17 protein-coding genes, 1 tRNA gene and 1 pseudogene are annotated in these 21,035 nt (G+C 71.1%); 12 read left to right on the top strand and 7 right to left on the bottom strand.

The annotated features are described in order from the left end of the window. Positions 1–185: 185 nt before the first annotated feature. The 4 genes from ACZ6TU_RS25560 to ACZ6TU_RS25545 form a co-directional block, all read right to left on the bottom strand. Positions 186–1,073, bottom strand: a complete 888-nt coding sequence (locus tag ACZ6TU_RS25560; protein WP_467673318.1) for a DivIVA domain-containing protein — start codon at positions 1,071–1,073, stop codon at positions 186–188. A 144-nt stretch (positions 1,074–1,217) separates the two neighbouring features. Further along, positions 1,218–1,679 (bottom strand): carboxymuconolactone decarboxylase family protein, encoded by a 462-nt coding sequence (locus ACZ6TU_RS25555; protein ID WP_467673316.1) that lies wholly within the window; start codon positions 1,677–1,679, stop codon positions 1,218–1,220. 150 nt (positions 1,680–1,829) lie between these two features. Next, positions 1,830–4,688, bottom strand: a complete 2,859-nt coding sequence (locus ACZ6TU_RS25550) for an SUKH-4 family immunity protein (protein WP_467673314.1) — start codon at positions 4,686–4,688, stop codon at positions 1,830–1,832. Between the two features lie 8 nt (positions 4,689–4,696). After that, positions 4,697–5,731, bottom strand: a complete 1,035-nt coding sequence (locus tag ACZ6TU_RS25545; RefSeq protein ID WP_467673312.1) for an SMI1/KNR4 family protein — start codon at positions 5,729–5,731, stop codon at positions 4,697–4,699. A 378-nt stretch (positions 5,732–6,109) separates the two neighbouring features. On the opposite strand from ACZ6TU_RS25545, the gene ACZ6TU_RS25540 reads away from it, so the two are divergent. Beyond that, positions 6,110–6,685, top strand: a complete 576-nt coding sequence (locus ACZ6TU_RS25540) for a YwqJ-related putative deaminase (RefSeq protein ID WP_467673310.1) — start codon at positions 6,110–6,112, stop codon at positions 6,683–6,685. Positions 6,686–6,762: 77 nt separating this feature from the next. Beyond that, the gene (locus ACZ6TU_RS25535; protein WP_359201317.1) at positions 6,763–7,257 is read left to right on the top strand and encodes an SUKH-3 domain-containing protein; all 495 of its coding nucleotides are present in this window, start codon (positions 6,763–6,765) and stop codon (positions 7,255–7,257) included. A 39-nt stretch (positions 7,258–7,296) separates the two neighbouring features. Here the strand turns inward: ACZ6TU_RS25535 and ACZ6TU_RS25530 are convergent, their stop codons facing one another. Further along, a complete protein-coding gene (locus ACZ6TU_RS25530; RefSeq protein WP_467673307.1) occupies positions 7,297–8,595 on the bottom strand; it encodes a sensor histidine kinase in 1,299 nt (432 codons plus the stop codon). Between the two features lie 167 nt (positions 8,596–8,762). Here ACZ6TU_RS25530 and ACZ6TU_RS25525 point away from each other — a divergent pair. From ACZ6TU_RS25525 to ACZ6TU_RS25490, 8 genes and pseudogenes are all read left to right on the top strand, one after another. Further along, positions 8,763–9,619 (top strand): annotated as a pseudogene (locus tag ACZ6TU_RS25525) (hypothetical protein). Positions 9,620–9,633: 14 nt separating this feature from the next. Next, positions 9,634–9,709 (top strand) — tRNA-Gln (locus ACZ6TU_RS25520). A gap of 132 nt (positions 9,710–9,841) precedes the next feature. Next, the gene (glmU, locus tag ACZ6TU_RS25515; protein ID WP_467673303.1) at positions 9,842–11,287 is read left to right on the top strand and encodes a bifunctional UDP-N-acetylglucosamine diphosphorylase/glucosamine-1-phosphate N-acetyltransferase GlmU; all 1,446 of its coding nucleotides are present in this window, start codon (positions 9,842–9,844) and stop codon (positions 11,285–11,287) included. A 134-nt stretch (positions 11,288–11,421) separates the two neighbouring features. Continuing rightward, positions 11,422–12,402 (top strand): ribose-phosphate diphosphokinase, encoded by a 981-nt coding sequence (locus ACZ6TU_RS25510; RefSeq protein WP_466102319.1) that lies wholly within the window; start codon positions 11,422–11,424, stop codon positions 12,400–12,402. A gap of 209 nt (positions 12,403–12,611) precedes the next feature. Further along, the gene (locus ACZ6TU_RS25505) at positions 12,612–13,205 is read left to right on the top strand and encodes a 50S ribosomal protein L25/general stress protein Ctc (RefSeq protein WP_467673301.1); all 594 of its coding nucleotides are present in this window, start codon (positions 12,612–12,614) and stop codon (positions 13,203–13,205) included. Between the two features lie 69 nt (positions 13,206–13,274). After that, the gene (gene pth, locus ACZ6TU_RS25500; RefSeq protein ID WP_467673299.1) at positions 13,275–13,877 is read left to right on the top strand and encodes an aminoacyl-tRNA hydrolase; all 603 of its coding nucleotides are present in this window, start codon (positions 13,275–13,277) and stop codon (positions 13,875–13,877) included. Positions 13,878–13,919: 42 nt separating this feature from the next. Continuing rightward, positions 13,920–14,423: a hypothetical protein gene (locus ACZ6TU_RS25495; RefSeq protein ID WP_467673535.1), complete on the top strand. Its 504-nt coding sequence runs from the start codon at positions 13,920–13,922 to the stop codon at positions 14,421–14,423. Positions 14,424–14,571: 148 nt separating this feature from the next. Further along, positions 14,572–15,273 (top strand): LPXTG cell wall anchor domain-containing protein, encoded by a 702-nt coding sequence (locus ACZ6TU_RS25490; RefSeq protein WP_467673297.1) that lies wholly within the window; start codon positions 14,572–14,574, stop codon positions 15,271–15,273. A 64-nt stretch (positions 15,274–15,337) separates the two neighbouring features. Here ACZ6TU_RS25490 and ppc read toward each other — a convergent pair whose 3' ends face one another. Then, positions 15,338–18,070, bottom strand: coding sequence for a phosphoenolpyruvate carboxylase (ppc, locus tag ACZ6TU_RS25485; RefSeq protein ID WP_469551256.1), 2,733 nt, complete (start codon positions 18,068–18,070; stop codon positions 15,338–15,340). 293 nt (positions 18,071–18,363) lie between these two features. Here ppc and ACZ6TU_RS25480 point away from each other — a divergent pair, with 293 nt between their 5' ends. Continuing rightward, positions 18,364–19,380 carry an acyl-CoA desaturase gene (locus ACZ6TU_RS25480; RefSeq protein WP_467673293.1) on the top strand — a complete coding sequence of 339 codons (1,017 nt, stop codon included), beginning with the start codon at positions 18,364–18,366 and terminating at the stop codon, positions 19,378–19,380. Next, the gene (locus tag ACZ6TU_RS25475; protein ID WP_184984587.1) at positions 19,377–20,054 is read left to right on the top strand and encodes a TetR/AcrR family transcriptional regulator; all 678 of its coding nucleotides are present in this window, start codon (positions 19,377–19,379) and stop codon (positions 20,052–20,054) included. The genes ACZ6TU_RS25480 and ACZ6TU_RS25475 overlap by 4 nt, the downstream gene beginning before the upstream one ends. A 50-nt stretch (positions 20,055–20,104) precedes the next feature. Here ACZ6TU_RS25475 and ACZ6TU_RS25470 read toward each other — a convergent pair whose 3' ends face one another. Then, positions 20,105–20,923 (bottom strand): trans-aconitate 2-methyltransferase, encoded by an 819-nt coding sequence (locus ACZ6TU_RS25470; RefSeq protein WP_467673291.1) that lies wholly within the window; start codon positions 20,921–20,923, stop codon positions 20,105–20,107. Between the last annotated feature and the right edge of the window lie 112 nt (positions 20,924–21,035).

Here is a 21,035-nt window from a genome sequence, read left to right as displayed (position 1 = left end):
GACAGGCGACCGACGGCGGCGTACGACGGACAGCGGCGGCGGACGGTGGGCAGCGGCGTCGCCAACGCGCGGTGGTCGGCCGGGGCTCGGCCGCAGCGTCCCGCAGCCGTTGTCACTCCGCCGCCAACCGACCCGCCCTAGCCGTACACCCCATCACTCCGCCGCCAACCGACCCGCCCTAGCCGTCAGTCCGCCGTCACTCTCCCCGCCCACGCCGTCAGGCTGGTATGCACGCGGTCGATGTGTGCCCGTGCGTCGTCCCCGCGCTCGGCGTGCTCGCGCAGCACTCGTTCCGTCTCCTGTTCGACGGACTCCGCGTGGCCACGGGCCTCGGCGAGCAACTCCGCGGCGCGCGCGGCTGCCTCTTCCTGCCGGTGCCGGGTCGAGTCCTCGGCGTCGGCGAAGGCCTGCTCGGCCTCGGACAGCGTCCCCTCGGCGCGCGCCTCCGCTTCCGCGTGGTGGGCGTCCAGCGCCGCCGCCCGGGCGGCATCCTCCCGGTCCGTCTCGGCCAACCGCTCGGCGTAGTCCTTGGCCTGGTCGGCCAGCATTCCGGAGGTGCGCTGCCGCATCTCCCGCACCGCGGCCAGCGCCTCGCCCCGCTGCTCCTCCGCCTCACGGGCGGCCGCGGCCCGGATCTCGTCGGCCTCGACGCGCGCCGTGAGCAGCCGCTGCCGGGCGCGTTCGTCGGCGTCGGCGCGTACGGCATCGGCGTGCGCCTGCGCGGACTCGCGCAGGCCGGCCGCGGACGCGCACGCCCCGTCCACGAGTTCACGCGCCTCCCGCCGCGCCCCGTCCCGCAGGGCCGTGGCCTCCTCCTGGCCGAGTTCGAACAGCCGCCGCGCCCGCTCCCCGAGCGACTCGTAGGTCTGCGGGACCAGCCGCGCGACGACCTCCCGCAGCTCCTCCAGTTCCGCGTCCATGTGCCGGGCGAGCACCGTCAGCCGGGCGGCCCTCTCCCAGGCCGCGTCACGGTCCTCGGAGAGGGTCTCGGCGTATGCGTCGACCTGCTCGGGACGGTAACCGCGCCCCCGCACGACCAGGAAGCCGTGCGGGGACACCGATGCGCTGCTCATGCTGGGGCCCCTCTCCACCACGCCGACGCGCGATCGAGCACGAAATGGGATGATTTCGCGCACATCTTGGTGGATCAGACGGAAGTGTTCATAACGCGACACTCCGCACAGTGGTCACTGGCCCCCGGCCCGGCCGTACCGCCGTCAGCCCCACGTGGTGCCCGCGGGCTCCTTGATGGTCGTGTTGATGCGGTTGAACATGTTCGTGACCGAGACGGTGAGGATCAGCGCGGAGATCTCCCTCTCGTCGAAGTGGTCGGACACCTCGTCCCACAGCGCGTCCGGCACCGGCTCCTCCGACAGATCCGAGAGCCGCGTCATCGCCTCCGCCAGCTTCAGCGCGGCGCGCTCGGCGTCCGAGAAGAACGGCGAGTGCCGCCAGGCCGCGACGGCCGCGATGCGCTCCTCGCTCACTCCGGCCTTGCGGAGATTGGCGGTGTGCCCGTGCACACAGGCACCGCAGCCGTTGATCTGGCTGGCCCGCAGCCCGACGATCTCCGCCATGTCCTGCCGAAGGCCCCCCTCCCCGATCGCCTGGAAGAGGGCGCCGATGCCCTTCATCGCGCCGGGAAGGACGTACGCCGGGTTGGTCATCCGTGCCTGCATGATCTGTGCCTCCTGCGTCGGCGGTGAATCGCTGTCACTGCACTGACGGAGCGGCGAAGGAAGATGTGACAGCCCGGCACGAAAAAGCCGGGCCCGGTGGCCTCACGACCGACCGGACCCGGCTCCTCGGGACACGTCAACGGCGGCGCGTCACAGCAGTCCGTCCCACATCTGCTCCAGCAGCACCGACCACCAGCTCTCCGGCGACCCGAGCGCCGCCGGGTCGAGCGCGGCCAACTGCGCCTGGAAGTCGACGGTCCAACGGCCCGCCTGCTCCTGGTTCAGCCCGAACCGCAGCCGCCACATCCGCCCGAGCAGCGCCAGGCAGCGCGCGAACTCCGGCAGCCCCGTGTTCACGAACTGCGGCGGTACGGGCGCCCCGCCCGGCCCCGCCTCCACCGGCACGGCGACGATGTTCGCCGTCCCGTACTGCACGCAGATCGCCTTGCCGAAGTCGCTGCCCATCACCAGGTAGGAACCCGCGTCCGGGGCCGGCTGCACCCCGCGCTCGGCCGCCAGCTCCGCCAGCGTCGGCACGGGCCGGCCCGGTTGCGCCTGCGCCCAGAAGAAGGGCCCCATGTCCATCGGCAGGCCCGCCGCCACCAGCGTGTGTGCCACGACCGGCGGCACGCCCTGCCGGGACACGGCGGCCTGCTCGAACCGGAACACCCCCGGCCCGAACGCGGCACCGAGCTCCTGCGCGATGCCCTCCGGCGGGATCGGCGGCACGGCCTGCACCGGCGGCAACGGCGCCCGCATCGGAGCCGGACGCGCCGGGCCGTCCGCCACCTGGTGCAACTCACCCTGGTGAGCCAGCAGTTGCTGCATGCCCTGCTGTCGGCTCGCGTGGTCCGTACCGTACGGCGCGATGCTCGTGATCCGCGCCTGCGGCCACTGCTCCCGGATCATCCGCGCGCAGTACGCACCCGGCAGCTCACACGACTCCAGCTCGGTGTGGAGCTCCAGCACCTGGTCCGGGGGCACGTTCATGGCCCGCAGCTCGTGGAAGATCTGCCACTCCGGGTGCGGCGTACCCGGCGCCGAACGCCGGATCAGCTGCTGCTCGGATCCGTCCTGCGCGCGGTAGCGCAGCACGGCCTGGTAGCCGGGGCCGACCGTCGGCTGCCCGGTGGGCTGCTGTGGATAGCCGTACGCCGGAGGCTGCCCGGGGACGGGCTGACCGGGCGGCGGCATCGCGCCGGGCGGCATCGCACCAGGCATCGCACCAGGCATCGCACCGGGCGGCATCGGCGGCGCACCGGGCACGCCAGGAGCGCCCGGGGCAGCGGGCGGTGCGCCCGGGGCCTGCGGCGGCGGAGGCACGCCGGGGCCGCCCGCCGGAGGCGGGGTCAGCACCGTCTCCGCGTGGTGCACGGGGCCCGGGCCGCCGGGAACACCCGGGGCGCCAGGGGCACCCGGCGGGTTCGGCGCACCCGGAGGCCGCGGGGCACCAGGCGCGCCCGGAGGCTGCGGTGCGCCCGGGCTCGTCCGACCGGGATCGGCAAGCATCGTGGCGGCATGGTGGACACCGCCGGGAGGCGTACCACCGGGGGCACCGGGCGGGTTCGGAGCGCCCGGAGGCTGCGGCGCGCCAGGCGGGTTCGGCGCACCGGGAGGACCCGGCGGCTGCTGGGGAGGCAGCGGCGCCCCCGGGCCGTCGGTGCCCGGACCTCCAGGACCCCCAGGCCCCTCGGACCCAAGCGCCGACACGAGCTGCGTAGGCACATAACCACCCGCCGGAGCACCCGGCGCACCGGGCCCCGACGGCGGAGGCGGCGTACTGCCCGGCCGGACACCCGGCGTCCCCGGGGCGCCCGGCGGAGGCGGCGTCGTCGAACCCGCGCCCCGGCCACGACTCGGCGGCGGGGCCGCCTTGCTGGTCGCGGCGTCGGCGATGTCCCCCGCGTTCGGCGCGAGCGGCCGCTCAGGCGCACCCGGCCCGCTCGGCGGCTGCGGCACACCGGCGGGACCAGCAGGCCCAGAAACAGCCGCACCTCCCGCAGATCCCACAGACCCACCGTCGGCGCTCTGCGGATACCCGTACGGCTGCCCGCCCGGCGCAGGCGGAGGCGGAGGCGTGCCGCCCTGCGGCACACCACCGGGCGGCGTACCCGGCACGCCGGGAGCCGGAGCCGCACCCGGCGCCCCCGGCGGATAGCCGTAACCCGGCCCACCAGGCGCAGCCGCACCCAGACCCGCACCCGCACCCGCACCGCTCTGCGCGTTCGGATCATCGATCGCCGGTGAGACCGCCGTCGGCGGAAGCCGGCTGCCGCCCGACATCAGCGCCGTCTTGGCCTCCGGCGTCGCCGACGGCGGCGTGTCACCGTCGGTCTCGCTCAGCGGCGGCGCGAAGACCGTCGCGGGCAGCGGTACGGAACGGTCGTCACCGGCATCGCCGTTGGTGTCCGTGCCGGCCCAGGGCGTGGCCCCGGCAGGCGCACCCGGCGCCCCCGCTCCCGCCCCGGAGTCGCTCCCCGAGTCACTCCCCACGGCAGCAGGCCAGGACGCACCGGAAGCGGAATCACCACCCACGACACCGGCAGAGGCAGAGCCCGAAGCACCAGCCGGGTCCGCAGCGGAAGCCGACGCGGCACCCGCACCCGAACCCGCACCAGCCCCCCGCCGATCCGGAATCCCCAGCTTGTCGGCCGCGTCCTGCAACCACTCCGGCGGAGTCAGCAGGAAGGACGTCTGGTTCAGATCCACCCGGGCCGCCGGAGCCGGCGCCGGCTCCTCCGCCGCGTCCGGACGGCCGTACTCCTCCTCGTACCGGCGGATCACCTCACCCACCGGCAGCCCGGGCCACAGCGTCGCCTCACCGCTGTCCCGCGCGATCACCAGCCGCTGCGCGCCACCGTCGGAACGCGGCCCGTCCGCCCGGTCCTCGGCCCACACCACGAACCCGAGGTCGAACTCCCGCACCCGCACCTCACGATGCTGGTACGACGGCACGTCCCCGTTGATCCACTCTTCCGCGCGCTCCTGCGCCTGTGCGAAGGTCACCATCGCCGAAATCACTCCCCCACGGCCGAGGACGACACCGCACCCACCGGCACCACACGCGCGAACCCGCCGTCCACCATCAGATTCGCCACCGTCTCCAACTCCGGCGGATTACCGGCCAGCCGCGACAGGAAGACGTCGAAGTCGTCCCCGCACGGCAGCAGCAACCGCTCCACCCGCTCCGCCGGCGGCAGCGAGGGATCCACGTCCCGCGCGTCGTCGTACGCGCAGAACCACACCGAACCGATCCGGTCGCCCTTCACCTTCACGGCCAGCAGCCCGCCCTGGACGAAGGCGACCCCGAGGTAGTCCTTGGTCAGATGGTCACGCAGACACTTGTTGACGTACACCAGGTCGTTGACGGCCGCCTCGTCCCGCACGGTGAAGAACGGCTGGTCGATCAGCAGCCCCAGCTCCGCGTCCAGCGCGGCACCCACCGGCGCACAGCCCCCCGCCGCCTTCAGGAACGACCGGTACGGACCCGGCAGCCGGTAGCCGAGATCCTCCTCGACCCCCTGCACCTGCGACTCCGTCACCGCCACACCCGACTTCGGCAGCCCGAAGTGCGCCGGACGCGTCTCCTGCAACGGCCGCGTGCCCCGCTTGGCATGGTCGACAACCGACGTGGCCACGCCGCCGTGGTGCCGCAGCAACGCCTTCACCTCGACCGGGACCAGCTCCAGCCGCCGCGAGCCCACCGCGTGGTGCCACGTCCAGCCGTGCGGCGTCGCCACCGCCGGCACCGTGTCCCACAGCTCGTGCCCGGACGCCGCCAGCGCCATGTTCGCCGACACGTAGTCCGTCAGCCGCAACTCGTCGACACCGAAACCCTCCGGCGGCTCCGCGATCTCCGCGGCCGCACGCGCGTAGGGCGAGAAGTCCGGATAACCACGTTCGTCGACCCGTACCCCTCTCGGGTGACGGGCCGCCCGGACCGGATCCGGGAAATGCACGACCTGCCCGGCGTAGGCCGCGTTCGGCGGCGCGGCTTGTCCCCCGGCCTGGCGGCCGGGAGGTGCCCCCAGCCCGAGCCGACCTGTCGTCATGGCGGTTGCCCCCTGCGGCACTCTGTACGACCCGTATTGGCCACCCTTGGCGCACTACGGCCCGCATCGACTGTCACGTCTGTCTGTCTCGACTTCTCTGCATTTCCCTGCACCCACCGACCCCGCGGATCACCCTCCGGTTCACTGCATCGGTCTCCGAACGGATCACCGCATGGCCCGCGGTGCCGACAGCCTATGCGGTACGACGACACCGGTCACCGGCACCGGTCTGCCGCCCCTCCGCCTCCGTGACCAGCCGTCACCCCACCGTGACAGCCCGCCCCGGTACGGGCGTGTCGCCGCGCCCCAGCTTCCGCACCAGCCACGGCATTTGGCAGTCTGTGACCCCCGGGGGGATGCACGGAGGGGAATACGATCATGAACGCGACACAGACGGGACCACACACCGGCAGGTCCGCCGACCCACGAAACGGCGGCCCCCGGGGCGGTGACCCGCGCACCGGCGCCCCTCGAGGCGGCGACCCCCGCATCGGCTGGAGCGCCACCGAAGCGCCCCACGCGCCCGTCCTCCACCACCGCCGCGACGGCATCCTCCCCACCGTCGCCGCCGCCCTCTCCGTCCGCGGCGCCACCCTCACCGGCACCGCCGCCCGCGGCGACACACCCCCCGCCCTGCACCCCCTCGTCCAGGACTTCCTGGACACCCTCACCAGCACCCAGCGCGACCGCTACACCGGCCGCTGCGCCGAGACCATCCTCATCTCCCGGCACATCGCCGCCGCCGACGCCGCCCGCAGCAAACGCGCCGCGCGCAAACCCATGACCAACGGCGAGGCCCGCAAAGCCCTCAAGCAGGCCAAACTCACCGCCCGCCGCATCCGCGAGGACGGCGACCCCCTCCACGGCAGCTTCGCCACCCCCTGCCGCGCCTGCACGGCGCTCAGCGCCCACTTCGGCGTCCGCGTGGTCGACCCGGCGGCCACGACCGGCTGACGCCCCCACCCACCCCGAAGCACCGCACCACGGCACGCCCCGCACGCCACCCATGACCTCGACGAGACGAAGGGCAGATGCACACCGACCGCACCTCCACCACCCGCTTCGCCGTACAAGTCGACGCCGCCCTGCGCGCCGCCGGCTGGCAACCCGGACGCTGGGACATCAAACAGGCCGAGATCTGGGCGGACGCCCTCCGCGACCACGTCTCACCCGCCGGCCACCGCCACACCGTCTTCCCCGCGGCCGTCGAGGCCTGGGCCGAGTTCGGCGGACTCCACATCACCCCCACCGGCCCCGGCCGACAGGTCGCTCCCGCCACCCTCCACCTGGACCCGCTGCACGGCCTCCACATGGCCCGCACCCTCGGCGACCTCGGCCGCGCCCTCGGCACCGAGGTCTGCCCCCTCGGCGCCGAAACCGACAGCCAGGCCCTCCTCGCCATCGACACCGAAGGCCGCGTCTACACCCTCGACCACACCGGCGACTGGTACCTCGGCGCCGACATCGACCAGGCCCTGTCCACCCTCATCGCCGGCACCGAACCGACACGCCTGACAACGGGCTGACCAGAACAACCGCCGGCAGACGGCGCCGGCCCCCGGCAGCTACGACGCCGGAATCACCGCCGACACCCGAAAACCCCCCGCATCCGTCGGCCCGGACACGAACACCCCGCCCAGCGCGGCAACCCGCTCCTTCATCCCCACCAGCCCGTTCCCCCCGGACGGCAGCCGCGCCGACGACGCCGCCGCCTCGGGCGGCTCGTTCTCCACCTGCATCGCGATCTCCGACACCCGATGCGCCAGCCGCACATACGTCTTCGCCCCGGCCGCGTGCTTGTGGACGTTCGTCAACGCCTCCTGCACCACCCGATACGCCGTCTGCTCCACCTCCGGCGCATACGACCGGGCATCCCCCTCCACCGACAGATCGACCACCATCCCCGCGGCAGCCGACTGCCCCACCAGCTCCTCGATCTCCGCCAGACACGGCCCCTCGTCATCGGCGGCCCGCGAAGCCGCCGCCGCTGCAGCCACCCCCACCGCCGCCAACGGCACCGACGCCGCGCGCTCACGCCGTTCGCCCCCGCCACTGCGCAGCACCCCGAGCATCTCCCGCAGCTCGGTCAGCGCCTGCCGCCCCATGTCCCCCACGAGCGCGGCGTTCCTGACGGCCTTCTCGGGATCCTTCCGCGCCACGGCCTGAAGCGCGGCGGCATGCACGACCATCAGACTCACCCGATGCGCGACGACGTCGTGCATCTCCCGGGCGATCCGCGTCCGCTCCTCGTTCCGGGCCCACTCGGCCCGCTCCTCCGCCCGCTCGGCGAGCAGCTGAAGCTCCCGCTCCAGACTGTCCGCACGCTCCCGCAGGCTCTCCATCAGCCGCCGCCGGGCCCCCACGTACAGACCGAGCAGCACCGGGGGCGCCGTGAAGCCGAGCGACATCGTGATGGCCGCGAAGGGCACGAACCAGTCCCCCAGGTCCAGATCGCCCCGCACCATGTCCTGCCGCGTCTTCACGAACGTCACGACGAGCGTCGCCACCAGCGACATCCCCGCCAGCGAGCCGATGATCCGCCGGGGCAGCTCGGACGCGGCCAGGGTGTAGAGGCCGACGATGCCCATCAGGAAACCCATCTGGGCGGGCGTGACGGCGATCGAGACCAGCACGACGGCGATCGGCCAACGCCGCCGCACGAGCAGCACGGACCCGGCCAACAGGCCGAAAACAACCCCCGCGGCCGCCGGGACCCCCGCGTCCCCGGCGAACGGCACGCCCTCCGCCCCGCACTCCAGCGCGGACACCACGGCCAGACTCACATCCAACACGGCACTGCGCCGTCTGGCCCACCACCACGGCCCTCCCCGGGCCGTCACATGCTCTTCCCCCGTCGCGGTCATGCCTCCAGCCTACGGGCGCCCCCCGCCGGTTTTCCGGCGAGTTTCCCGGGCTGGCCCACACCACACTCCGTGACCGTTCGGCTGCGATACCGCCCGATATCCCTCGAACTGCTGAATCGCTCACCGTTCGACCTCGGAACCCTCCATTCCGCCCGGACGGTATGCGTATGACACATGCCACTGGCAAATGCGCCGACTTCGAGGGACTACAGGAGAGGGCGGTGGCGCTGCGGCGATCGGGCTACAGCCTTCGACAGATCCGCGACGAGCTGAAGATCTTCAACAACGACATCCTCAACCAACCGGTGAAGGGGGAGCCGCCGCCGGCCTGGACGAAGCGCCCGAACGCGAAGGACGCCCGCAGAAGGCGAGGGAGCTTCGACTCCAGGGCTGGACGTACGACCAGATCGAGGCGGAGCTGGGGTGCTCGAGGAGCTCGGTATCGCTGTGGGTGAGGGACCTCCCGAAGCCGGAGCCCCGGTACACGCCGGAGGAACAGCGGGCACTCATGCAGGCGGGTCTCGCCCGGCTCCGCGCCACGCAGGACGAAGAGCGCAAGCGCACCAAGGAAAGCGCAACACAGGAGGTGGGTGACCTCACGGACAGGGAGCTGTTCCTGACGGGCGTCGCGCTGTACTGGGCCGAGGGCGCCAAGAGCAAACCGTACGACCGGCGAGAGAGGGCCATCTTCGTCAACAGTGACCCCGGAGTGATCCAGGTCTACCTCGCCTGGCTCGACCTGCTCGGGGTGAGCCGGGAACGCCTGCGCTTCCGGGTGCTCATCCACGAATCGGCGGATGTGGACGCGGCTCACCGCTATTGGGCAGACCTGGCTGACGTCGACGCGTCGGTCTTCGCCCGGCCGACGCTGAAGAAGCACAACCCGAAAACCGTCCGTAAGAACACCGGCGACGACTACCACGGCTGCCTCGTCGTGACGGTTGCCCGAAGTGCCGAGCTGTACAACCGCATCGAGGGCTGGTGGAGCGGCATCGTTGCCCACGCTCAGGCACGTCTCCGGTAAGGTCTGAGGCGCTGTCCCCCGTGGTGTAACTGGCAGCACACTGGTTTTTGGTACCAGCAGGACAAGGTTCGAATCCTTGCGGGGGAGCCAGCGGCCCCCGGAGCCTCAGTTCGGGGCCTGACCCCGTGAACCCCCGGTCAGGCCCCACACCCACACCCCCCACAAAACCCCCCGGTATCCTGCGGATGTCACCCCACCCCATCCACAGCCGAAGGGCATCCCGTGAGCGCCAACCGCCCGGCAGCCGTCGTCGTTCTCGCAGCGGGTGAGGGCACCCGTATGAAGTCGGCCACACCCAAGGTCCTGCACGAGCTCTGTGGCCGCAGTCTCGTGGGACACGTGCTCGCCGCCGCGGGCGAGCTGCACCCCGAGAACCTGGTCGTCGTGGTCGGCCACGCCCGTGAGAAGGTCACCGCCCACCTCGGCGAGATCGCCCCGGACGTCCGCACCGCCGTGCAGGCCGAGCAGAACGGCACCGGGCACGCCGTACGGATGGGGCTGGAAGCGCTCGGCGGGTCCGTCGACGGGACCGTTGTCGTCGTGTGCGGGGACACTCCCCTGCTGACCGGCGCGACCCTCCAGGCCCTGTCCGCCACGCACTCCGCCGACGGCAACGCGGTCACCGTGCTGACCGCCGAGGTACCGGACGCGACGGGCTACGGCCGGATCGTGCGGGACGACTCGGGTGCCGTGACGGCGATCGTGGAGCACAAGGACGCCACCGACGCCCAGCGGTCGATCCGTGAGATCAACTCGGGGGTGTTCGCGTTCGACGGGCAGCTGCTGGCCGACGCGCTGAAGAAGGTGCGGACCGACAACAGTCAGGGCGAGGAGTACCTGACCGACGTGCTCGGGATCCTGCGCGAGGCCGGTCACCGCGTGGGCGCCTCCGTGGCCGCCGATCACCGCGAGATCGCCGGCATCAACAACCGGGTGCAGCTCTCCGAGGCCCGTCGCATTCTCAACGACCGGCTGCTCACCGAGGCCATGCTGTCGGGCGTCACGGTCATCGACCCGGCGACCACCTGGGTCGATGTCACGGTCACGTTCGAGCAGGACGCCGTCGTCCACCCGGGCACGCAGCTGCAGGGGTCGACGCACCTCGGCGAGGGCGCCGAGGTGGGGCCCAACTGCCGGCTGACCGACACCCGGGTCGGTGCCGGCGCGCGCGTGGACAACACGGTGGCGGTGAGCGCGGAGGTGGGCGCGGAGGCGAGCGTCGGGCCGTACGCGTACCTGCGTCCGGGGACCCGGCTGGGCGCCAAGGGGAAGATCGGGACGTACGTCGAGACGAAGAACTCCTCCATCGGGGAGGGGACGAAGGTGCCTCACCTCTCCTATGTCGGTGACGCGACGATCGGTGAGCACACGAACATCGGTGCCGCGAGCGTGTTCGTGAACTACGACGGTCAGGAGAAGCACCACACGACCATCGGTTCGCATTGCCGGACGGGCTCGGACAACATGTTTGTGGCGCCTGTCACGGTCGGGGACGGCGCGTACACCGCTGCCGGGTCCGTGATCACCAAGGATGTGCCGCCCGGTTCGCTGGCCGTGGCCCGTGGTCAGCAGCGGAATATCGAGGGTTGGGTGGCTCGGAAGCGTCCGGGGAGCGCGGCCGCGAAGGCGGCTGAGGCGGCTTCCCGGGGGTCGGCCGACGAGGGCTGACCGAAACCGGCGTCTCAAACACGGCGTACGGTGATAAGTGCATACCCGCACCCCCACCAGCTGAGACGGCCTCTCGCAAGCCGGCTGAGAGGTCTCTCGACACCCAGCTGCGACACCTCTGAGGAGACAGTGCTGTGACCGGGATCAAGACGACCGGCGAGAAGAAGTTGATGTTCTTCTCCGGCCGCGCCCACCCCGAGCTTGCCGAGGAGGTCGCCCAGCAGTTGGGTGTCGGGGTTGTCCCGACGAAGGCCTTCGACTTCGCGAACGGCGAGATCTATGTGCGTTATCAGGAGTCGGCACGTGGTGCCGACTGCTTCCTGATCCAGAGCCACACGGCTCCGATCAACAAGTGGATCATGGAGCAGTTGATCATGATCGACGCGCTGAAGCGTGCGTCGGCCCGCTCCATCACCGTCATCGTGCCGTTCTACGGTTACGCGCGGCAGGACAAGAAGCACCGGGGACGTGAACCGATTTCGGCGCGTCTGATCGCGGACATGATGAAGACCGCGGGTGCCGACCGCCTGCTGACCGTGGATCTGCACACGGACCAGATCCAGGGCTTCTTCGACGGTCCGGTGGACCATCTGTTCGCGCTGCCGCTGCTGGCGGACTACGTGGGCCGGAAGGTGGACCGGGAGAAGCTGACGGTCGTGTCTCCGGACGCGGGCCGGGTGCGGGTCGCCGACCGCTGGTGCGACCGGCTGGGTGCGCCGCTGGCGATCGTGCACAAGCGCCGGGACAAGGACGTCGCGAACCAGGTCACCGTCCACGAGGTCGTGGGTGAGGTGAAGGGGCGCGTGTGTGTCCTGGTGGACGACATGATCGACACGGGCGGGACGATCTGTGCCGCGGCGGACGCGCTGTTCGCGCACGGTGCGGAGGACGTCATCGTGACGGCGACGCACGGTGTGCTGTCGGGTCCGGCGGCGGACCGGCTGAAGAACTCGCGGGTGAGTGAGTTCGTGTTCACGAACACGCTGCCGACGCCGGGTGAGCTGAGCGGGGACCTGGACAAGATCTCGGTGCTGTCGATCGCGCCGACGATCGCGAGTGCGGTGCGTGAGGTGTTCGAGGACGGTTCGGTGACGAGCCTGTTCGACGAGCAGTAAGGGTTCCGCGGGGTTCTCGCTGATCGTCCTGTAGATCGTTTTGGGTGCGGCCTCCCTCGCCGAGTAGACTGCTGAAGTTGCTCGGCGAGGGAGGCCGTACCGCTTCTTCAGGAAGCCTGTACGGCGGTCCGTTATCGACGCGCTCTTCGTAGCAGGCCGTTCGTGGCCGGGTGACCACGTCCGTTTCTGACTTCGAGGAGTGAGTGATTATGTCCGAGGTGAAGATCTCCGCCGCGACGCGCACCGAGTTCGGCAAGGGTGCCGCGCGCCGTATCCGTCGTGAAGACAAGGTTCCGGGTGTCCTGTACGGGCACGGTTCGGACCCGCTGCACCTGACCCTGCCGGGGCACGACCTGCAGATGGCGCTGCGTACGGCGAACGTGCTGATCGCGCTGGACATCGACGGCAAGACCAACGAGCTGGCGATTCCGAAGGCCGTGCAGCGTGACCCGCTGAAGGGCTTCCTGGAGCACGTGGACCTGCAGCTGGTCACGCGTGGCGAGCAGGTCAACGTCGAGATCTACGTGCACACCGAGGGTGAGCTGGCTCCGGGCGGCAACCTGCTGGAGCACGTGCTGAACGCGCTGCCGGTGGTGGCCGAGGCGACCCACATCCCGGAGTCCGTGACGGTCTCCGTCGAGGGTCTGACGGCGGGTGACTCCATCCTCGCCAAGGACATCCCGCTGCCGAAGGGCACGACGCTGGACGTCGAGGAGGACACCGTCGTCCTGCAGGTCCTGGCCGCGCAGGCCGAGGAGGCCACGGAGGGCGAGGAAGAGGGCGGAGAGGCCGCCGAGGCCTGATCCTCTTCGTCGTCGTTTCGTCGGCCGCTGTTCCCGTGCGGAGCAGCGGCCGACGCGTATGAAGGAGACATGGACGTGACGACCGATGCCGCCGCTCCCTGGCTGATCGTGGGGCTGGGCAATCCGGGGCCGGAGTACGCGGGGAACCGACACAACGTGGGCTTCATGGTGGCCGATCTGCTGGCGGGCCGGGTCGGGGGGAGGTTCAAGCGGGCCGGGAAGGCGCAGGCGCAGGTCGTCGAGGGCCGGATCGGGCCGCCGGGTCCGATGAGCCGGCGGGTGATTCTGGCGAAGCCGATGTCGTACATGAACCTGTCGGGCGGGCCGGTGAACGCGCTGCGGGAGTTCTACAAGGTGCCGGTGGCTCATGTGGTGGCGATTCATGACGAGTTGGACATCGATTACGGGGCGCTGCGGTTGAAGCTGGGTGGCGGGGACAACGGGCACAACGGGTTGAAGTCGATGACGAAGGCGTTCGGGGCGGACTATCACCGGGTGCGGTTCGGGATCGGGCGGCCGCCGGGGCGGATGCCGGTGGCGGACTTCGTGCTGAGGGATTTCTCGTCGGCGGAGCGCAAGGAGCTGGACTACTTCGTGGACCGGGCGGCGGACGCGGTGGAGTGTCTGGTGATCGAGGGGCTGGAGCGGGCGCAGAGTACGTACAACTCCTGACTTGTCACCCTCGGGAGTTGACCGGCCGTGGGGGCATGGCCAATGATCCCGGCCATGCCTGCCTCTGCTGTCGCCACTCGTCAGAGCGCCCATGCGATGCTGCGGTTCGGTCGGTTCGCGGCGATGGGTGCGGTCGCGGTGCTGATTCTGATCGCGGGCGTGTGGGCGTCGTGGGGTACGGCGCAGCACGTGATGCTGACGAAGGGCCGGGAGCGGGGCACGGTCGATGTGACGCGGTGCGGGCAGGACACGTGCACGGGTCGGTACTCGCCGTTGTCCGAGGGTTGGCAGCCCCGGTCGAAGGTGGTCCTGGAGAAGTCGGTCGCGGTGCAGAAGGGCCGGACCTACACGGTGGTCGTGAAGCCCGGCAGCGATGACGCGGTGCGCTCGGGTCCTGCCGGCGTCCTGTATGCGTGGATCCCGCTGGGTGGTGCGCTGTTGCTGGCGTCGGTCGTGGTGGCGGGTGGTCTGCTGCGTACGCGGGCGGCGTGGGTGATGGCGTTGTCGGGTGTGGCGTTGCTGACGGCGGCTTTTGTGACCGTCTGAGTGACTGTCTGAGGGGTTCCGGCGTTCTCCTTTTCTGTGGGGGCCGAGCGTTGTCGGTTCGTGATTGACGGGCGGTCGGGCGGGGCTGGAAGCTGAGCCGCCCCCTCCACATCTTCCCGGTCACTTCTCGAAGATGGATGACTTCTCGATGCGAACTCTCTCGCGCGCCGGCGCTGTCGCCGCCGCCGCTTCCGCGGTCCTCCTGCTCGCTCCGGCCGCCCACGCGACCCCTCCCGGTGACAACGGCACGGTCAAGATCCACGACGCTTCGACGGGCGAGGAACTGCGCCGCAACGAGCCGCACGTGTGCACGTTCTACCTGGACGCTTTCGGTTTTGACGGCGGTCAGGAGGTGGACTGGCGCATCGACGCGATCCCGCCGAGCGAGAACAAGGGGGAGACGGTGAAGTCCGGCGCGCTCGCTCTGGACGCGGAGGGCCACGGCCGTACGGAGGATCTGTCGCTGCCCGACGGGCACTACAAGCTGTTCTGGAACTTCGACGGTGAGAAGGGTGCCGCCAAGCACAAGGTGTTCTGGACGGACTGCGAGGACGAGCAGGAGCCCGGCGGTTCGACGCCGTCCGGGTCGGCGTCGCCGTCGCCTTCGTCCGGGGCGTCCGGGGCGCCGTCGGCGGGGCCGGGATCGTCGGAGTCCCCGGCGTCTCCGGGTTCGCCGGCCGGCGGGGGTGTGGTGGCGTCTTCGTCGCCGTCGCCGCAGGGCGGTGCCGAGGGTGATCTCGCCGAGACGGGCAACGGAGCGCCGGTGGGTGTGCTGTCCGGTGTGGCCGCGGCGCTGGTCGCGGGCGGCGGGTTCCTGGTGTTCCGTCGCCGGAGGCTCGGCCGCGGCTGACGCGGAACGGGCCGTGCCCCCGAGCCCGTACGGGTTCGGGGGCACGGTTGTGTCCGGGGGCGGTTCAGCCGGTGTTGCGCAGGCCCGCTGCCACGCCGTTGACGGTGAGGAGCAGGGCGCGGGCGAGGAGCGGGTCGGGCTGTTCGCCGGCGGCGGCCGCGTCGCGCTGCCGCTTGAGCAGGGCGACCTGGAGGTAGGAGATGGGGTCGAGGTAGGCGTCGCGGATGGTGAAGGTCTGCTTCAGGACGGGTTCGGCGTCGAGGAGTTCCTGTTCGCCGGTGACCCGCAGCACCTCGGCGACGGTCAGTTCGTGTTCGGCCTTGATGGTGTCGAAGACGTGCTTGAGCTCGTCGGGGACGAGGGTGTCGACGTAGTGCTGGGCGATCCGCAGGTCGGTCTTGGCCAGGGTCATCTCGACGTTGGAGATGAAGTTGCGGAAGAAGTGCCACTGGCCGTACATCTCGTCGAGCACGGTGTCCAGGCCCGCCTCGCGCAGGGCCTTGAGGCCGGAGCCGACGCCGAACCAGCCGGGGACGATCTGCCGGGACTGGGTCCAGCCGAACACCCACGGGATGGCGCGCAGGCCGTCGAGCGAGACGCCGGAGCCGGGGCGGCGGGAGGGCCGGGAGCCCAGGTGCAGGTCGGCGAGCTGGTCCACTGGCGTCGACGCGAGGAAGTACGTCGGCAGGTCGGGGTCCTCGACGAGGCGGCGGTAGGCGGCGTGGGCGGCGTCGGAGACGACGTCCATGGCGGCGTCCCAGCGGGCGAGGGCCTCGACGGACTGGCGGGGTGCGGTGTGCAGGGCGGAGGCCTGGAGGGTGGCCGCGACGGTGAGTTCGAGGTTCTCCCGGGCGAGGGACGGGATGAGGTACTTGTCGGAGATGACCTCGCCCTGCTCGGTCACCTTGATCTCGCCCTCCAGGGTGCCCCAGGGCTGGGCGAGGATGGCGTCGTGGGTGGGGCCGCCGCCGCGGCCGACGGTGCCGCCGCGGCCGTGGAAGAGGCGCAGGCGGACGCCGTAACGGTGGGCGACGTCGCGCAGGCGGCGCTGGGCGCGGTGGATCTCCCACTGGCTGGTGGTGATGCCGCCGAACTTGGAGGAGTCGGAGTAGCCGAGCATGACCTCCTGGACGTCGCCCCTGAGCGCGACGAGGCGCCGGTAGGACGGGTCGGAGAGCATGTCTTCGAGGATGGTGTCGGCGGCCTTGAGCTCGTCGGTGGTCTCCAGCAGGGGCACGATGCCGATCTTGGCCCAGCCGGCGTGCAGGTCGATGAGGCCGGCTTCGCGGGCGAGGACGGCGGCGGCGAAGACGTCGTCGGCGCCCTGGCACATGGAGATGATGTACGACTCGATGACCTCGGGCCCGAAGACCTCCAGGGCCCGCTTGACGGTCTGGAAGACGCCGAGGGTCTTCTCGCCGGGCGCGTCCACGGGTGCCGGGGTGGGTGCGAGGGGGCGGCGGGAGCGCAGTTCCTTGGCGAGCAGCTTGGTGCGGTAGTCGCGGGGCATGTCCGCGTACCGCCAGGACTCCTCGCCGAGCCGGTCGAAGAGCTGGCCGAGGGCGTGGTGGTGGGCGTCCGCGTGTTCGCGTACGTCCATGGTGGCGAGCTGGAGGCCGAAGGCGGCCAGGGTGCGGATGGTGCGGGCGAGGCGGCCGTCGGCGAAGAGGCCGCCGCGGTGCTCGCGCAGGGAGGTCTGGATGATCCGCAGGTCGCTGATCAGCTCGCTGGTGCCGAGGTAGTCGCGGCCCGGCACGTGTGCGGTGCCCTTGGCGAGGCGCTTCTTGGTGTTCTCCAGCTTCTGCCGGATGCAGGTGGCCTTGAGCCGGTAGGGCTCCTCGGCGTTGAGGCGCTTGTAGCGGGGGCTGATCTCGGGGAGGTTCTCCAGGTCGGCCTGGAGGGAGCTCAGCAGTTCCTCGGTGGCTCCGGCGTAGCGGATGGAGTTGGACAGGAAGCCGCGCAGCTCGTCGATCGTGTCCAGCGCGTCGTTGATGCCGTGCTCGTGCTGGAGGATGAGGACGTCCCAGGTCACCTGGGGGGTGACGTTGGGGTTGCCGTCGCGGTCGCCGCCGATCCAGGTGCCGAAGGTGAGGGGGCGGGTGTCGTCGGGGAGCTTGACGCCGGCGCGCTCCAGCTCGGCGGTGAGGTCCTCCAGGACGTCGCCGACGGCGCCCGCGTGCAGTTCGTCGAGGTAGTAGATGGCGTTGCGGGCCTCGTCGGCGGGCTCGGGGCGGACGACGCGCAGTTCGTCGGTCTGCCAGACGAGGTCGATGTTCTCGGCCAGACGGGTGTCGAGGCGGCGGCGGTCCGACTCGATGACCGGGGTCTCCAGGAGCGCGGCGACGCGCCGGAGCTTGTTCAGGACCGACCGGCGTGCGGCCTCGGTCGGGTGGGCCGTGAACACGGGGCGGACGTTGAGGTTGCGGACGGTCTCGCGCAGGTGCTCGGGGTCGGCGTCCTTGAGCCGGTCGGCCGTACGGGCGAGCAGTCCGCCCTCGGCGGCGCGCCGGGCGCGCAGCTCGCGGCCGCGGTGGACCTGCTCGGTGACGTTGGCCAGGTGGAAGTAGGTGGAGAAGGCGCGGACCAGCTTGGCCGCGGTGTCGAGTTCGGTGCCGCGCAGCAGCTCGGCGGCGGCCTCGCCGTCCTCACGGGTGAGGCGGCGGACCTTCTCGACCAGCTCCAGGAGCTCAGGACCCTCCTGCCGGACGAGGGTCTCTCCGAGGAGGTCACCCAGTCGGCGGATGTCGGCACGCAGCTCACTGCTCGTCGTCGTGGTCTGGTCGTCGGCACTGCTCACAGGTGCGGCTCCTTGCAGTGTTGAAGCTCGTCTGGGAGGGGAACCCGGACGGCGTCTCGCGCGGCGGGCGCCGCATACGGGCCGGACATCCGGGAAGAAATCAGAGCGGACCGCGCTGTCCGACCGACTCCAGGATAGGTGTCGGCCGGGACGCGCAGGCTCTTGGGCTCTTGCCGCCGGGCGACGCGCTGCCATACTTACGATGCCGTAGGTTACGGAACCGTAGGAAGCACTGCGGGGTTCCCGTGCTCCGGCACCCTCCTCTCCATCCACATACCCCCCAGGGGACGCGTATGACCAGTAGTTCCGACGTGATCGAAAACGCCCCGAAGGCGTCCGGTCAGGAAACCGACCAAGAAGCCACCGCCACACTGGGCGGCGAGCAGAAGCGGTCCATCGAGCAGATCGCCCTCCTCCTCTTCATCACCGTCCCGTTCCTCGCGCTGCTGGCGGCCGTGCCGCTGGCCTGGGGCTGGGGCGTGAGCTGGCTGGACCTCGGCCTGCTGGTCTTCTTCTACTTCCTGGGGTGCCACGGCATCACGATCGGTTTCCACCGTCACTTCACCCACGGTTCCTTCAAGGCCAAGCGGCCGTTGAAGATCGCGCTGGCAGTGGCCGGGTCCATGGCGGTCGAGGGTCCGCTGGTCCGCTGGGTGGCCGATCACCGCAAGCACCACAAGTTCTCCGACGCGGAGGGCGACCCGCACTCGCCGTGGCGGTTCGGCGAGACGCTCCCGGCCCTGATGAAGGGCCTGTGGTGGGCGCACATCGGATGGATGTTCGACGAGGAGCAGACTCCGCAGGAAAAGTACGCCCCGGACCTGGTCAAGGACAGGACGCTCCGCACGATCTCCCGCCAGTTCGTCCTGTGGACGGTCGTGTCCCTGGCTCTCCCCGCGCTGATCGGCGGCCTGGTCACGATGTCCTGGTGGGGCGCTTTCACGGCGTTCTTCTGGGGTTCGCTCGTCCGGGTGGCCGTGCTGCACCACGTGACGTGGTCGATCAACTCGATCTGCCACGCGGTGGGCAAGCGCCCCTTCAAGTCGCGGGACCGCTCGGGCAACGTGTGGTGGCTGGCGATCCTGTCCTGCGGTGAGTCCTGGCACAACCTGCACCACGCCGACCCCACCTCCGCGCGGCACGGCGTGATGCGCGGCCAGCTGGACTCCTCCGCCCGGCTGATCCGCTGGTTCGAGATGCTCGGCTGGGCGTACGACGTGCGCTGGCCGTCACGCTCGCGTATCGATTCGCGCCGTAACACCGGGGAAGGCGGCTCCCCACGCGGGAAGGAGCCCGTCAAGGCGGCATGATGGTCGCTGTGGCGACCGACTCGAGCAGCACCCCCAGCAACGACAAGCCGCGGCGAGTGCGTCGCACCCGGATGACCGGTGCCGAGCGCCGCCAGCAGCTGCTGGAGATCGGTCGCACCCTCTTCGCCACGAAGGGTTTCGAGGGCACGTCGGTGGAGGAGATCGCGGCGAAGGCCGGGGTCTCCAAGCCGGTGGTGTACGAGCACTTCGGCGGCAAGGAGGGGCTGTACGCGGTCGTCGTGGACCGCGAGATGCGCCGCCTGCTGGACATGGTGACCAGCTCCCTCACGGCCGGTCACCCCCGCGAACTGTGCGAACAGGCGGCCTTCGCCCTGCTGGACTACATCGAGGAGTACACGGACGGTTTCCGCATCCTGGTGCGTGACTCCCCCATCCCCCAGTCGACGGGTTCCTTCGCCTCGCTCATCTCGGACATCGCCACCCAGGTGGAGGACATCCTCGGCCGAGAGTTCAAGAGCCGCGGCTTTGACCCCAAGCTGGCGCCGCTGTACGCCCAGGCCCTGGTCGGCATGGTCGCCCTGACCGGCCAGTGGTGGCTGGACGTACGCAAGCCGAAGAAGGCCGAGGTGGCCGCGCACCTGGTGAACCTGGCGTGGCACGGGCTGGACGGGCTGGAGGCGAAGCCGCACCTGATAGGGCGCCGCAAGGCCTGAGCAATCGAGGAACTGCGGTGACCGTCCCCCGCCTCACGGTGCGGTCATCGTCACCCCTCTTTCCGGGCCACGGCGAACAGGCGCCGGAAGGGGAACGGCGTGCCGTGCGGCCCCGCCGGATAGGCCTCGCGCAGGGCGGCCCGGTATTCGGCGAGGAACCCGTCCCGCGCCTCGGGTTCATCAACGAGGGCGGTCAGCACGGGCCGCAGGCCGGTCCCCTTCACCCAGTCGAGCACGGGGTCCTCGCCCTGGAGCAGATGGACGTACGTCGTCTCCCACACGTCGGCGGTGCAGCCGAGCGAGCTGAGCCGCTCCAGGTACGCCTCGGGAGTGAGGACGGCGTCGGCGTGGCGCAGGGTACCGGCGAGCCGGTCGCGCCAGCGCGGTGCGTGCGCGAGTTCGCGCATGAGCCGGTGGCTGGGGGCGTCGAAGTTCCCGGGGACCTGGAAGGCGAAGGTCCCGGCGGGTTTCAGTGCGGCCACCCAGTCGGCGAACCGGTCGAGGTGCCCCGGCACCCACTGGAGCGTGGCGTTGCTGACGATCAGGTCGCAGGGCTCGCTCGGCGTCCACGTGCGGACGTCGGCGTGAGCGAAGTCGAGACGGCCGCCGCCCTGGGTGGGCCCCTCGTGATCGACATGGGCCTTGTCGAGCATCTCGGGCGAGTTGTCGTAGCCGGTGATCCGGGCGGTGGGCCAGCGGGCGGCGAGCAGCGCGGTGACATTGCCGGGGCCGCAGCCGAGGTCGGCGATGCGGGGAGGGGCGCCGGGGAGGTCGGGGACGCGGGCGAGGAGGTCGGCGAAGGGGCGGGCGCGGTGCCCGGCGTGGCGGAGGTACTGGGCGGGGTCCCAGGTGGGGGCGTCCGCGGGCATGGGTCCTCCTGGTGTCCTGGTGGTGTTCCGGCCGTGTTCCGGCGGCGACTGCAAGGAGCGCACACACAGCGTGACACCACGTTTATCTCGACGTCAAGAAAGTGGACATCAA

The organism is Streptomyces sp. NPDC052064 (genome assembly GCF_055585925.1).
This window is presented reverse-complemented; position numbering and strand designations above follow the sequence as displayed.

Excerpts from the sequence above, each read along its gene's own strand:
- ACZ6TU_RS25480 (WP_467673293.1), top strand. The coding sequence starts at position 18,364 with ATGACCAGTAGTTCCGACGTGATCGAAAACGCCCCGAAGGCGTCCGGT.
- ACZ6TU_RS25490 (WP_467673297.1), top strand. The coding sequence starts at position 14,572 with ATGCGAACTCTCTCGCGCGCCGGCGCTGTCGCCGCCGCCGCTTCCGCG.
- ACZ6TU_RS25555 (WP_467673316.1), bottom strand. The coding sequence starts at position 1,679 with ATGCAGGCACGGATGACCAACCCGGCGTACGTCCTTCCCGGCGCGATG.
- ACZ6TU_RS25470 (WP_467673291.1), bottom strand. The coding sequence starts at position 20,923 with ATGCCCGCGGACGCCCCCACCTGGGACCCCGCCCAGTACCTCCGCCAC.
- pth (WP_467673299.1), top strand. The coding sequence starts at position 13,275 with ATGGACGTGACGACCGATGCCGCCGCTCCCTGGCTGATCGTGGGGCTG.
- ACZ6TU_RS25475 (WP_184984587.1), top strand. The coding sequence starts at position 19,377 with ATGATGGTCGCTGTGGCGACCGACTCGAGCAGCACCCCCAGCAACGAC.
- ACZ6TU_RS25535 (WP_359201317.1), top strand. The coding sequence starts at position 6,763 with ATGCACACCGACCGCACCTCCACCACCCGCTTCGCCGTACAAGTCGAC.
- ACZ6TU_RS25505 (WP_467673301.1), top strand. The coding sequence starts at position 12,612 with ATGTCCGAGGTGAAGATCTCCGCCGCGACGCGCACCGAGTTCGGCAAG.
- ACZ6TU_RS25540 (WP_467673310.1), top strand. The coding sequence starts at position 6,110 with ATGAACGCGACACAGACGGGACCACACACCGGCAGGTCCGCCGACCCA.
- ACZ6TU_RS25560 (WP_467673318.1), bottom strand. The coding sequence starts at position 1,073 with ATGAGCAGCGCATCGGTGTCCCCGCACGGCTTCCTGGTCGTGCGGGGG.
- ACZ6TU_RS25545 (WP_467673312.1), bottom strand. The coding sequence starts at position 5,731 with ATGACGACAGGTCGGCTCGGGCTGGGGGCACCTCCCGGCCGCCAGGCC.
- ACZ6TU_RS25550 (WP_467673314.1), bottom strand. The coding sequence starts at position 4,688 with ATGGTGACCTTCGCACAGGCGCAGGAGCGCGCGGAAGAGTGGATCAAC.
- ACZ6TU_RS25530 (WP_467673307.1), bottom strand. The coding sequence starts at position 8,595 with ATGACCGCGACGGGGGAAGAGCATGTGACGGCCCGGGGAGGGCCGTGG.
- ACZ6TU_RS25495 (WP_467673535.1), top strand. The coding sequence starts at position 13,920 with ATGATCCCGGCCATGCCTGCCTCTGCTGTCGCCACTCGTCAGAGCGCC.